This is a genomic window from Mycobacterium sp. NGS62 (assembly GCF_059812285.1).
This window is the reverse complement of record NZ_JCALCK010000002.1, coordinates 546,956-558,887: the sequence shown is the minus strand read 5'-3', so window position 1 is coordinate 558,887 and position 11,932 is coordinate 546,956. Positions and strand designations below refer to the sequence as shown.

The following is an 11,932-nucleotide window of genomic DNA, read 5'->3' as shown; positions in this document are numbered from 1 at the left end:
CTACCGCAGCTGCAGGCCCAGCACCGCCGCCAACACGGTCAGCGCCGCGAACATCCACGCGACGTAGTCGCCGACATGGCCGGAGTGCGCTCTTCGTAGCGCGACGACAGCCGGCCGGGTCACCGCCGAGGTGGCACGCTGCAGTGCTGAGCCGTTGTCCCGCAACGCAATAGCCGCCACCCCGGCCGCGGCCAACACCCCGGTGAAGGCGAGGATCACGCCGCCGGCCGTCCAGCCGGGGGCCGGACCGGTCGGCCCGCCGGCGCTAGAACGTCCGAGGATGGCGGCGACATAGCCGGCGGTGTCGACGAATCGTCGGCCCGCGGCGCCTGCGGCCTCGCCGCCACGGGGCACTACGCCGGCCGCGAGGCAGCCCAGCAGCAGCACGCCGATCGGGACATACATGCTCGGCGGTATCCGACGCAGCACCGCGTCCGGTTCCTCTTCGCCTTTGGTTGCCTCCGACGCATCGGGGGGCGGGTCGGCGCCGTTGCCCCACTTGGTGAAGCAGCGCACTCCGGCGCGCAACACCGCACCACCGGTCATCGCCGAAATCACCAGGAACAAAGCCGAACCCCATCCGGCGCCGACAGCCTCCTCGCACAACGACTTTCCCAGCCCGGTGCCGAACGGCGGCAGACCGGCCAGTGCCAGCGTCGCCACCAGATACAGCGCCGCCAACAGATGCTGGCCGCGTCCGCGACCGGACAATTCCAGCTCGTCGACCGTCTGGTGACGGTCGAGCAAGATCCCCACGATCAGAAACAGTGCTGATTTCGCCCCGGCATGGCCCACCACGTAGACCGCCGCTCCGCTGACCGCGTCGGGCCGCAGGGTCGCGGCAGCCACCAGAAACAAGCCCATGTGGCCGATCGTCGAATAGGCCAGCAGCCGCTTGAGATGGCGCTGCAACAGGCACATCACCGCGCCGACCACCGCAGTCAGCACGCCCACCGCCATGAACGTGTGCATGACCGCAGTCCGCGGCAGCGCGTCGGCGAACGTCACCCAATACACCCGCCACATCCCGTACAAGCCGAGTTCGACCATGACGCCGGAAAACAGCACGCATACGCCAGCCGGGGCCACGGCGTGCGCGTCCGCCAACCAGAAATGCAGCGGCACAATGGCGGCCTTCACCAATAGACCGGCGAGAATCAGCACGAAGGCCGCGACCGTGACCGTCCTCGGCGCCCCCTGCGCCAGCGCTATCCCGGCCTGAGCCATGCCCAGCTGGCCTGTCTGGGCGTAGAGAATCGCGATGCCCACCAGCGAAAGGCATGCCGAAAGCGATTGGATGATGCCGAAATTGAGCGCACCCTGGATCGCCGACTTGTCTTCGATCTTGATGCCGGTCAGCGCATACGCCACCGCCCCCATCAATTCAAGAAAGACAAAGAGGTTGAACAGGTCCGTTGCCAGCACGAAACCGTTCATCGCGGCCAGAAAGAGCAGCATCAGCGCGTCGAAGCGCGGTCCGGCCTCGTCCAGCCCCAACCGGCTATAGAGCGCCGCGCAAGCCATCAGCAGGCTCACCAGTGTGGCCATGCCCGCAGACAGCGGGCCCGCAGCAAGCGCGATTCCGACCGTTGTGCGGCCCTGCATGGACCAGCCGCCGATCCAGGTGACCACCATGTGCTGACCGGCCGCGACCGCCGCAAACCCGGCGACCGCGGCTGCCGCCAGTGACACTGCCAATGTCAGCCAGGTGGCTGTCGCTCCGGATACCCGTCCGCCCAGCGCGAGCAGCAGGCACCCGGCAACGACGGGAACCGCGACCAGCAGCGGCAACAGCATGGCCGCGGTAGTCTGCACGGCCGGCTCAGCCCCTCAACGCCGACAGTTCGTCGGGATCCAGGGTGCCGTGCCGTTTGTGGATCTGAATAGCCAGCGCCAGCAACAGCGCAGTGACAGTCGCCTGGATGACAATGTCGGTCAGCGTCATCGCCTGGACGACGGGATCGACGACATCGGCCGGTGCCGGCGGATTCGAGCCGGCGAAGATCGGCGGCGCGGCACCACGTTGGTATCCGATCGCCAGCAACAACACATAGGTGCCGGATTGAGCGATCGACAGGCATACCACGGCGTGAATCAGGTTGCGGCTACGCATGATTCCGAGCGCACCGATCAGCACCAGCCAGCCGGCCACACAATATGCGTAGCCGCTCACGTGCTGTCACCCCGCTTGGCGACGGTGATCTCCTGAGCCAGGAATTGCGCCAGCAGCACCGTCATCCCGCAGGCAACCTCCACACCGACAGCAATGTTGAGCAGCGGCACCGAGCCGGACGAAAGCAAGTTACCCAGCTTTCCGGTGGGCAACAGGTTCGCCAGGAAAACCCCGCCGAAGACCAGCCCCGCCAACCCGATCGCCACGAAAGCCGCTGCGCCCAGCGCCTCTCCGACGTCGAACGCATTGACCGGCCGCAGCCGATCCAGCGCCCGGAAACTGCCGGTGATGTACAGCAGGTGCAACCCGGCGGCCAGCACCACCCCGCCCTGGAACCCACCGCCCGGGGTGAGATGGCCATGCACGACAATGTCGATACCTAACGCGATGGTCACCGGCAGCATCAGATAGCCGACCAGACGAGTTGCGTCCAGCGCCGTGCGGCGGCCCGACGATTGGTATTCACGCTCTTCGATGGCCGGGCGCAACAGAGCCATCACCCCGGTCACCGAACCGAGCAGAATCGTCTCCTCCCCCAGTGTGTCCAGGGCACGCTGGTCGAAGTTGACCGACGCGACGACATTGGCTGTGGCCCGTGAAATTGCGGCCGGCACAGCCAGATCCCGGTATAAGTGCTGGTTTTGGCCGAACGGCGGCAGCTGGGCGAAGCTCAGCCACATCAGGATTGCCAGCCCGGCGGCCCCGGCAAGGAACAGTGCCGTGCGCAGGCCGCGACTCACGGTGCCGTCTCCTGCTGTCTGGGCTCGTCGGTATCGGAGGCCTGTCGACGGACCGCCCGCAGGGTCAACATGACCATCAGCGGAACGACGACGCCACCGATTGCCAATTGCGACAACGCGACATCGGGGGCTTGTAGAACCACGAAAAGCACTGTGAGCGCCAGCCCGAACACCGACAGCGGTATCGCCTGACGCTCCGGCCGGCCGGTCAGCGCCACGACCGTCCCCATCACCCCGACCAGTGTCACGACAACCGACAGCAGAAAGGTCATGACGGCGTGTCCCGATCCACCAGTCGCTCATGTTGTGCCGTCAAGCGAGCCGTCGCCGCTGATATCACCGGGGAGCTGACGACGATGAGCACGACCGTCACCGCGATCATCGCCGACGGCTCCGAAAGGCCCTGCGACACGATCAGGCCCACGCCGATCAGCGGCACGCCCAACGAGGTGGTCGCGGTCAGCAGGTGCAGCCGGTCGTACACCCGCGGCAGCGCCGCCGCCCCCAGCGCCGAGCACACCATCACCGCGACGCCGGTGAAAACCAGCACCCACGCGATCACGACTTACCCGCCAGCAGCCGAGTGAACACCAGCGTGCCCGGCAATGTCACCACCGCCAGTGTCAGCGCCACAATCAGATCCAAATCGCGTTGCCACCCAACGGCAATCAGCATCACGGTGATGGTCGCACCGATACTGGCGAACTCCAGTCCTACCAACCGGGCATGCGGTTTGCCGTGGGAAGCCATCCACGCGCCGGGCACGAACACGCCGATCAACACCAGCAGTGCGGCGAGTTCGCCCGCGGTCATCGCTGCACCGCCGCCGTCAGCCGGTCCGGTCGCGGCCGGACTCGGTGCAGTAGCACGGTCTGTTCGGATGGATCACTGTCGAGCACAACCGTTCCCGGCGTCGTGGCGAACGCCAATACCGCCGCCGCGCGGCGCGCCGCCGCCACGGTCTCGGCTTCGGACGGCAACACCACAGCACTGATCACCCCGCGGCGGCGCCCAACCCGGACGATTGGAAGCGCTTTGAGCGCATACCCCCAGGCCTGGATCGTTTGCACCGGCACGGCCCACACCACCGCGGCGACCCAACGGAACCAGCCGATCCGGAACCGCCAATGGCCCCCGTTGGCTTGCCGCGCCGACCGCGCAGCCACCGCACAGGGCAGTGTGCACACCACCATCACCACCAATTCGGCAGGCGTGCGGGAACTCAGCGTCGCCAGCCAGACAACGGCGGTGATTGCCCACCACAACAGAATTTCGCCCGATGCCCGGGCCAGCCGGTAGCGCGCCGGCTGCTCACCGCCCCCGGACACGACGGTTGTGCTTTTTGATCGCGTCGACGAGCTGCGACTTGTTCATCGTGGATCGCCCCGGGACGTCGAGCCGGCGGGCGACGTCGAGCAGATGTTTCTTGCTGGCGTTGGCATCCACGCCCTCCGCTGAGGGGATCGGATTATTCAGGCCGCCGCGCTCGGCGCGTTTGTCCGATGGGCCCTTCTTCTTCTTGGGCAGCCAGCGGTCGCCGACTTTTTCGAAGCTGTGCTTGAGAGCCGAATAGGCGACGCGGTGGGCGCGCTGCTCGCTGCCGTACTCTTTGGCGGCCGCGTCGTGCGCCTTAGCGAAAGTACGCTGCGCCTTGGCGCCGGAACGTTGCAAAGTGCTGGGCAACTCGCCCTGCTTGGGTTTGCCGCCCTTCGTTGTCTTGGGCATGACTGACCTCCTCGACTCCTCAACCCTGCGCGGATTGCTGTGCCATTGCGTACGCGAGCTGCAAAAAGTCAGCCCCCGCCAGCGCGGTGAAACTTCCGGCGACCAAGCGGGTGAATCTCGGCGCGAAGATCAGCCCGATGACGAACCCGGTGGCCACCCACATGTCCAGGCAGAACGGGCACGTGAGCAATTCACCCAGGCTGTGCCGCAATTGGCTGGAGTGCCGCGTCTCCTCCTGCACCTCGGCGGGACCGCCGGTGCCGGCGTAGTGGGCGAATGGAGCCCGCAGCGGGCTGGTCACCGCGTCCTTGGTCAGCGCGCGGGACAGCTTATGGGTGCCACACATCACCGTCAGCAGATCCTGCGTCCGCCACCGTTCGGGCAACCGGCGTCCGGTGGCCGCGGCGATCACCGCGCTGAGCATGACGACCGTCCCGTAGACGACGAGAACAACCAGATAGCCGCCCAACGGCCGGGAGCTGTCGCCGCGATACGCATCTGCTTCCTGACGCGCCCGCTTGGCCATGTCCGTCACGTCGCCCACTGCCACTCCTCGAGTCGGGTTTCGCACGCCGGTTACCCGATGTCGGTGCCTGGCAATCCCCGACCGGCTACCGGCCGCGTCGGCATGCCGCCGACGGGGTACCCACTAGCGGCCCACCACCCACGGAAGGATTGTTCGTAATGGCGCAACCCGCCCAGGTCGAGCCGGCGCGTGACAGCGGCGCCGGTGATAAATCGGCTGTCTTGTTCGACGTCGACGGCACGTTGGTCGATTCCAACTTCCATCACGTCGTCGCCTGGCATCGCGCCTTTCTCGACATCGGCAAAGAGGTGCCCTGCTGGCGCATCCACGGACTCATCGGCCGCTCAGGTGCTGAACTCGTCCGCATTCTGCTCGGCGACGAGTTGGCCGACGCGCACGGCAAACAGGTCGAGAAGTCACACACCCGCTACTTCCTCGACAGCGGGTCGACGCTGCGCCCGCTGCCTGGTGCGCGCGAGTTGCTCGAGGCGATCGCACGGCAGGGCTGGCGCGCGGTGCTCGCCACATCGGCCGGTGAAGACGAGCTTGCTCTGCTGCGCAGCGTCCTCGACGCGGAAGATTTGGTGGCCGCCGTGACGTCGGCCGCTGACGCTGACCGGGCCAAGCCGGATCCTGACATCGTCGCCAGCGCACTGGAGTGTGTCGGGACACCACCGTCGCAGGCCGTCTTCCTCGGCGACACGGTGTGGGATGTGCAGGCGGGCCGGCGCGCCGGGGTCCCGACCGCAGCGGTGCTCAGCGGCGGAATCGCCCGCGAGGCACTAGAACACGCCGGCGCGGCGGCGATCTACGCCGGACCGCTCGACGTGTGGGCCCACCTCGACGAGTTCAGCCAATTGCTGCGGTTGTGACCCGCCGCCGCTCAGCCGAGGTGTGCGGAGAGCAGCCAGCCCGGCACCGACTTGCGTCCGTTGGCCTCGTCGCGCAGATCCACCACCGGAAACTCGGCGGAAACGCCGTCGGGGAAATTGGCGTGAATTCGGGCGGCCCGGATTTCGTCGATAACCCAGTACTTGGAGACGACGTCGCGCAGCTCATCCTCGGTGACCGGATTGGCCGGGCTGTCCGGCATCCCGGCCCGGTCGAAGACCAGCACGAAATACGACGCACCGGGAGCAGCGGCACGAACGATGGAGCGCTGGTATCCGTCGCGCAGCTCCACCGGCATCGAATGAAACAGCGTGCTGTCGACGATCGTGTCGAACCGAGCGTCGTAGCCGGTGAACGCCGAGATGTCGGCGACCTCGAAAGACGCGTTGGTCAATCCACGCTTGGCGGCCTCGGCGCTGGCCAACTCGATCGCGGTCGGCGAGGCGTCCAGCCCGACGGTGTTATGTCCCAATGCCGCCAGGTGCAGGGCCAGCGCGGCCTCGCCGCAGCCCGCATCGAGCACATCGCCCCGGATTTTGCCCGCCTCGATCAGCGCCGCGATCTCCGGCTGCGGTTCGCCGAGACTCCACGGCGGCCGGACACCTGCGCCGAACTGCGCGGCCTCGCCGCGGTAGGCGGGGTCGAAGTCAAAATCGAAATTCTTGGTTTCAGTCATACCGTCCGGTATATCAACCAGCCTGATATATGTCAAGATGGTTGACATGGGACGGATCGAGGATGCGCCACTCGGCTATCTGCTGTACCGGGTAGGCGCCGCGCTGCGTCCGGAGGTAACCGCGGTTCTGCGCCCACTCGAACTGACACTGCCCGAATTCGTTTGCATGCGAATACTTTCCATGTATCCGGGGATGTCCAGCGCCGACTTGGCGCGACAGACCAACGTCACACCGCAGGCGATGAACACCGTGCTGCGCAAGCTCGAAGACGTCGAGGTGGTGGCCAGGCCGGCGACGGTGCCGTCCGGGCGAGCGCTGCCGGCCACGCTGACCGGCGCGGGCCGGGCGCTGCTCAAGCGTGCCGAGGCGGCAGTGCGCGAAGCCGACGCCCGCATCCTGAGCAAGCTGTCAACGTCGGAGCAGCGTGAGTTCAAACGGATGCTCGAAGCGCTGGGATCCGACTAACGCCGGCGCGGTCAGCCGCCGCCGGCCTGGATGGCGGCAAACGGCCGCGCTTCTTCGAGCTCGTAGGCCAACTCCAGCAGTCGGGCCTCCGCTCCGCGCTCTGCCGAGAACATCATGCCCTGCGGTAAACCGTTGGCAGTGTGGGCCAGCGGCAACGAGATCGCCGGATCACCGGTGGCGTTCTGTAGCGGTGTGAACGCAACCCACTCCATCAGCCGGTCGATGATCTGCTGATAGTCCGCGGTCGGGTCAAGGTGCCCGACGCGGGGAGTCTCGGTGGCCAGCGTCGGCGTCAACAACGCGTCGTAGCTGCGGAAGAACCGTGCGCTGCGCCGTGACGAAGCCGCCAGCCGGGCGATGGCCAGCGGCAGCCGGTGCAGGCGGCGGCTGGCGTAGTGATCCAGCCCCAGCGTCAAGTTGTCCAGCCGGGTGCGGTCGAACGAGGGGCCGAATACGCGCCGCCCCCGGCGCACCAGCGCGGTGGACAAGAACGCCCAGTACAGCAGGAAGTCGTCGGCGAAAGAGGCTGGCACCGGCGGGTTTTCGACGTATTCCACCCGATGGCCGAGTTCCTCCAGCAAGGCCGCGGTCTTCAATGTCAGCTCGCGCACTTCCGGAGTGGCTTCCCGGCCGATGGACTTGGTGACGACCGCAAGCTTCAGCCGCCGCTTGGCGGGACCGGCAACATCGCCGATAGGCGACAACTTGGGGTTGGGCCAGATGCGTTCGGCCTCCCGGTAGAAGGCGGCGGTGTCGCGCACCGAGCGGGTCACCACGCCGTTGTAGACGATGCGCACCGGCATCTGGCGAAAGTCGTCGTCCAGCGGTAATCGGCCGCGCGATGGTTTGAGACCGACCAGGCCGTTGCAGGCTGCCGGAATCCGGATGGACCCGCCCCCGTCGTTGGCGTGCGCGATCGGCACCACCCCGGCAGCGACGAACGCCGCCGACCCGGACGAGGATGCGGCGGCGGTGTGGTCGGTGTTCCAGGGGTTGCGGACCGCGCCCAGCCGGGGATGCTCGGCGGCGGCGCTGAAACCGAACTCGCTCAACTGGGTTTTGCCCAGCGGGTTCAGCCCGGTGGCTCGATACATCCGGGCGAAGGCGCCGTCAGCGGCGGCCGGGCGGGGGTCCCACGCGTCGGTGCCCTGCATGGTCGGCATGCCGGCCACGTCGACGTTGTCTTTGATGAACGTCGGCACGCCGCTGAAGAAACCGCTTTTCGGCGGCGCGGACGCTTCGGCCCGTGCGCGGTCGAATGCCTCATACGCCAAGCCGTTCAGGGCCGGGTTGACCGCCTCGGTGCGGGCGATGGCAGCCTCGATGACCTCGGCGCGAGAAACTCTGCCGGACTGGATGACCTCTGCCAGCGCAACCGCGTCGAGGTCGCCGAGCGCATCGTCGCCAAATGCGTGTACGTGTCGCATCCGGCTGATGCTACTGCTGACCCACCTCGAAGCGGACGAATCGCGTCACGGTGACACCGGCCTCGTCGAGCAGGGCTTTGACCGTTTTCTTGTTGTCGGACACCGACGGCTGCTCCAGCAACACGACATCCTTGAAGAATCCGCCCAGCCGGCCCTCCACGATCTTGGGCAGAGCCTGCTCGGGCTTGCCCTCGGCGCGCGAGGTCTCCTCCGCGATGCGGCGTTCGCTGGCGACGACGTCTTCGGGCACGTCGTCGCGGGACAGGTAGCGGGCCTTGAGCGCGGCTATCTGCAGCGCGACCGCGTGCGCAGCCTCTTGGTCGGAGCCGGTGTACTCCACCAGCACGCCCACCGCCGGCGGCAGGTCGGCTGACCGCTTGTGCAGGTAGGTCTCCACGGTGCCGTCGAAGAACGCGACCCGGCGCAACTCGAGCTTCTCGCCGATCTTGGCCGACAGCTCGGCGATGGCCTGCTCGACGGTCCGCTCCCCGGCCTGCGCGCTCTTGAGCGCCTCGACATCGGCAGCTTTGGCGGCGACGGCAGCGCTTACTACCTCGTTGGCCAGCTGCTGAAACTCGGCGTTCTTGGCGACGAAGTCGGTCTCACAGTTCAGCTCGATCAGCGCACCGTCCTTGGCGGCGACCAGACCTTCGGCGGTCGCGCGCTCGGCGCGCTTGCCGACATCCTTGGCGCCCTTGATCCGCAGCGCCTCGACGGCCTTGTCGAAGTCGCCGTCGGTTTCGGCCAGCGCGTTCTTGCAGTCGAGCATGCCCGCGCCGGTCAGTTCACGAAGCCGCTTGACGTCGGCAGCGGTGAAGTTCGCCATCTCAGCCTTCCGTGGTGGTCTCGGTGGTGGTCTCCGCCGCGGTGGCGGCATCGGGCGCCGACGTGGTGGCACTGGCCAGCAGCTCCTGCTCCCATTCGGCCAGCGGTTCGGCCGAGTCCGCTTCCGGTTTGCCGTCCCCGCGGCCCAGCCCGGCCCGCGCCTGCAGCCCTTCGGCCACGGCCGAGGCGATCACCTTGGTCAGCAGCGCCGCCGAGCGGATCGCGTCGTCGTTGCCCGGGATCGGGTAGTCGACCTGGTCGGGGTCGCAGTTGGTGTCAAGGATCGCGATCACCGGGATGCCCAGCTTGCGGGCCTCGCCGACGGCGATGTGCTCCTTGTTGGTGTCGACAACCCAGACCGCCGACGGCACCCGCGCCATGTCGCGGATACCGCCCAGGCTGCGCTCCAGCTTGTTCTTCTCCCGGGTCAGGCCAAGAATTTCCTTCTTGGTGCGACCCTCGAAGCCGCCGGTCTGCTCCATCGCCTCGAGCTCCTTGAGGCGCTGCAGCCGCTTGTGCACGGTGGAGAAGTTGGTGAGCATGCCGCCCAGCCAGCGCTGGTTGACGTACGGCATCCCGACTCGGGTGGCCTCGGCGGCGATGGACTCTTGCGCCTGCTTTTTGGTGCCGACGAACAACACCGTGCCCCCGTGGGCGACGGTCTCCTTGACGAACTCGTACGCCTTGTCGATGAACGTCAGCGTCTGCTGCAGGTCGATGATGTAGATGCCGTTGCGGTCGGTGAAGATGAACCGCTTCATCTTGGGATTCCAGCGACGGGTCTGATGCCCGAAGTGGGTGCCGCTGTCCAGCAGCTGCTTCATGGTTACGACGGCCATGCTGATGCCTTTATGTTGTGTCGGTTGTCGCCCGGCGACGGGTGAAGCCGGGCCCTGGTGTCTGCGGGATGCCGGACCCGCCTGAGGACGGGACCGCGCGGCACCCATTCGGCTGCAGACACGCGAAGTCAGCCCGCTTGGGCGAGCTGCGCGGACGAGTTTACACGGTTTCAGCAGGTGCTTTGTCCACAGCCCGGCTGGCGGGCCTGCCCGCTGCACACTGGACTGGGCCGGTGCGATTTGTTGTGGTGCTGCTTTGTGCGCTGCTGTGCGCCGCCCCGGCGGTTGCCGATGACGTCCGGCTGCACTGGCCGCTGCGACCACCCCCGGCCGTCGTGCACCGCTTCGATGCTCCCTCGCCGAACTGGAATCCCGGGCATCGGGGCGTTGACCTGGCCGGAGTCGCCGGTCAACCGGTCTACGCGGCGGGCAACGCGACGGTGGTGTTCGCCGGGATGCTGGCCGGCAGGCCGGTGGTGTCGCTGGCCCACCCGGGCGGCTTGCATACCAGCTACGAGCCGGTCCGAGCCGCTGTTCAGGTCGGTCAACGAGTGACCAGCTCGACGGTGATCGGCGAATTGCTGGCCGGCCACCGCGGGTGCGGGGCTGCAGCGTGCCTGCATTGGGGCGCGATGTGGGGTCCGGCGGCCCGAGCCGACTACGTCGACCCGCTCGGGCTGCTGGCGTCGACGCCGGTCCGGCTCAAGCCGCTGGGCGGCTAGGCCCGCGGGTGGGCCTGATCGTGGACGGCCCGTAGCCGAGCAACCGTGACATGGGTGTAGAGCTGGGTGGTGGCCAGGCTGGAATGGCCGAGCAACTCCTGCACGACACGCAGGTCGGCGCCGCCTTCGAGCAGGTGGGTGGCGGCGCTGTGCCGCAGCCCGTGCGGACCCATGTCGGGTGCGCCGGCCACGGCAGACACGGTCTGGTGCACGACGGTGCGGGCCTGCCGGACGTCGAGCCGGCGGCCCCGCGCACCCAGCAACAGCGCCGGCCCGGACTCGGCAGTGGCCAGCGCGGGCCGCCCGTCGGCCAGCCACGCGTTCAACGCCTCGGCAGCCGGCCCCCCGAACGGGGCGGTGCGCTGCTTGTCACCCTTGCCGAGCACGCGCACCAGCCGATGCGCCGTGTCGACGTCGTCGACGTCCAGACCGCATAGCTCGCTGACCCGGATTCCGGTGGCGTAGAGCAACTCGACGATCAGCCGGTCCCGCAACGCTAACGGATCGCCTTGCTGTGAGCCGGTTTTCGCGGCTGCCATGGCCGCCAGCGCCTGATCCTGGCGCAACACCGACGGCAACGTGCGATGCGCCTTGGGCACCTGCAGCCGCTCGGCCGGGTCGGCGCTCAACAGCCCACCGCGCACCGCCCACGCAGTAAACGCCTTGACCGCCGACGTGCGGCGCGCCAGCGTCGTGCGCGCTGCACCTGCGGCGGCCTGGGTGGCCAGCCAGGACCGCAACAACGGCAGGGTCAGCGCGGCAAGGCCGGATCCGGGCGCATGTTCCTCGGCGAAGGCGAAAAACGACCGCACGTCGCCCAGGTAGGCACGACGGGTGTGCGCCGAGCGATTGCGCTGCAGCGTCAAATAGTCGTCGAACTCGTCGAGGACCGTCTCCACTCCCCCACGGTCGCAGACGGCGA

At 67.6% G+C, this 11,932-nt stretch carries 16 protein-coding genes and 1 pseudogene; 3 read left to right on the top strand and 14 right to left on the bottom strand.

Going from position 1 to position 11,932, the window contains the following annotated elements; translation table 11 throughout:
- From AC5Y49_RS07625 to AC5Y49_RS07585, 9 genes are read right to left on the bottom strand one after another with little or no spacing between them, the layout of a single operon-like run.
- Nucleotides 1-1,815 carry a complex I subunit 5 family protein gene (locus tag AC5Y49_RS07625; protein WP_499885517.1) on the bottom strand — a complete coding sequence of 605 codons (1,815 nt, stop codon included), beginning with the start codon at nucleotides 1,813-1,815 and terminating at the stop codon, nucleotides 1-3.
- A gap of 7 nt (nucleotides 1,816-1,822) precedes the next feature.
- Nucleotides 1,823-2,173 (bottom strand): sodium:proton antiporter, encoded by a 351-nt coding sequence (locus AC5Y49_RS07620; RefSeq protein ID WP_499885514.1) that lies wholly within the window; start codon nucleotides 2,171-2,173, stop codon nucleotides 1,823-1,825.
- Nucleotides 2,170-2,913 (bottom strand): MnhB domain-containing protein, encoded by a 744-nt coding sequence (locus AC5Y49_RS07615; protein WP_499885512.1) that lies wholly within the window; start codon nucleotides 2,911-2,913, stop codon nucleotides 2,170-2,172. Before AC5Y49_RS07615 ends, AC5Y49_RS07620 begins: the two co-directional genes overlap by 4 nt.
- Nucleotides 2,910-3,185, bottom strand: a complete 276-nt coding sequence (locus AC5Y49_RS07610) for a Na(+)/H(+) antiporter subunit B (protein ID WP_499885509.1) — start codon at nucleotides 3,183-3,185, stop codon at nucleotides 2,910-2,912. Before AC5Y49_RS07610 ends, AC5Y49_RS07615 begins: the two co-directional genes overlap by 4 nt.
- Nucleotides 3,182-3,475 carry a monovalent cation/H(+) antiporter subunit G gene (locus AC5Y49_RS07605; RefSeq protein WP_499885505.1) on the bottom strand — a complete coding sequence of 98 codons (294 nt, stop codon included), beginning with the start codon at nucleotides 3,473-3,475 and terminating at the stop codon, nucleotides 3,182-3,184. The genes AC5Y49_RS07610 and AC5Y49_RS07605 overlap by 4 nt, the downstream gene beginning before the upstream one ends.
- Entirely contained in the window at nucleotides 3,472-3,726 is a 255-nt protein-coding gene (locus AC5Y49_RS07600; RefSeq protein ID WP_499885503.1) for a hypothetical protein, read from the bottom strand. The genes AC5Y49_RS07605 and AC5Y49_RS07600 overlap by 4 nt, the downstream gene beginning before the upstream one ends.
- Nucleotides 3,723-4,241, bottom strand: a complete 519-nt coding sequence (locus tag AC5Y49_RS07595) for a hypothetical protein (RefSeq protein ID WP_499885501.1) — start codon at nucleotides 4,239-4,241, stop codon at nucleotides 3,723-3,725. Before AC5Y49_RS07595 ends, AC5Y49_RS07600 begins: the two co-directional genes overlap by 4 nt.
- A complete protein-coding gene (locus tag AC5Y49_RS07590; protein ID WP_499885499.1) occupies nucleotides 4,225-4,638 on the bottom strand; it encodes a ChaB family protein in 414 nt (137 codons plus the stop codon). The genes AC5Y49_RS07595 and AC5Y49_RS07590 overlap by 17 nt, the downstream gene beginning before the upstream one ends.
- A 19-nt stretch (nucleotides 4,639-4,657) precedes the next feature.
- A complete protein-coding gene (locus AC5Y49_RS07585; RefSeq protein ID WP_499886314.1) occupies nucleotides 4,658-5,164 on the bottom strand; it encodes a DUF1360 domain-containing protein in 507 nt (168 codons plus the stop codon).
- Between the two features lie 158 nt (nucleotides 5,165-5,322).
- Here AC5Y49_RS07585 and AC5Y49_RS07580 point away from each other — a divergent pair, with 158 nt between their 5' ends.
- Entirely contained in the window at nucleotides 5,323-6,036 is a 714-nt protein-coding gene (locus AC5Y49_RS07580) for an HAD family hydrolase (protein WP_499885497.1), read from the top strand.
- An 11-nt stretch (nucleotides 6,037-6,047) separates the two neighbouring features.
- Here AC5Y49_RS07580 and AC5Y49_RS07575 read toward each other — a convergent pair whose 3' ends face one another.
- Entirely contained in the window at nucleotides 6,048-6,731 is a 684-nt protein-coding gene (locus AC5Y49_RS07575; protein ID WP_499885495.1) for a class I SAM-dependent methyltransferase, read from the bottom strand.
- Between the two features lie 46 nt (nucleotides 6,732-6,777).
- On the opposite strand from AC5Y49_RS07575, the gene AC5Y49_RS07570 reads away from it, so the two are divergent.
- Nucleotides 6,778-7,197 carry a MarR family winged helix-turn-helix transcriptional regulator gene (locus AC5Y49_RS07570; protein ID WP_499885493.1) on the top strand — a complete coding sequence of 140 codons (420 nt, stop codon included), beginning with the start codon at nucleotides 6,778-6,780 and terminating at the stop codon, nucleotides 7,195-7,197.
- A gap of 11 nt (nucleotides 7,198-7,208) precedes the next feature.
- Here the strand turns inward: AC5Y49_RS07570 and AC5Y49_RS07565 are convergent, their stop codons facing one another.
- The 3 genes from AC5Y49_RS07565 to rpsB are packed head-to-tail and all read right to left on the bottom strand — an operon-like array spanning nucleotide 7,209 to nucleotide 10,288.
- Nucleotides 7,209-8,624 (bottom strand): amidase, encoded by a 1,416-nt coding sequence (locus tag AC5Y49_RS07565; protein WP_499885491.1) that lies wholly within the window; start codon nucleotides 8,622-8,624, stop codon nucleotides 7,209-7,211.
- A gap of 10 nt (nucleotides 8,625-8,634) precedes the next feature.
- Nucleotides 8,635-9,450: a translation elongation factor Ts gene (tsf, locus tag AC5Y49_RS07560; protein ID WP_499885489.1), complete on the bottom strand. Its 816-nt coding sequence runs from the start codon at nucleotides 9,448-9,450 to the stop codon at nucleotides 8,635-8,637.
- Between the two features lies 1 nt (nucleotide 9,451).
- Complete coding sequence (gene rpsB, locus AC5Y49_RS07555; protein ID WP_499885487.1) at nucleotides 9,452-10,288, bottom strand: 30S ribosomal protein S2; 837 nt, start codon at nucleotides 10,286-10,288, stop codon at nucleotides 9,452-9,454.
- 197 nt (nucleotides 10,289-10,485) lie between these two features.
- On the opposite strand from rpsB, the pseudogene AC5Y49_RS07550 reads away from it, so the two are divergent.
- Nucleotides 10,486-11,001, top strand: a pseudogene (locus tag AC5Y49_RS07550) (M23 family metallopeptidase); the annotation flags it as partial.
- A 5-nt stretch (nucleotides 11,002-11,006) separates the two neighbouring features.
- On the opposite strand, the gene AC5Y49_RS07545 reads toward AC5Y49_RS07550, so the two are convergent.
- Nucleotides 11,007-11,909, bottom strand: coding sequence for a tyrosine recombinase XerC (locus AC5Y49_RS07545; RefSeq protein WP_499886313.1), 903 nt, complete (start codon nucleotides 11,907-11,909; stop codon nucleotides 11,007-11,009).
- Nucleotides 11,910-11,932 lie beyond the last annotated feature (23 nt).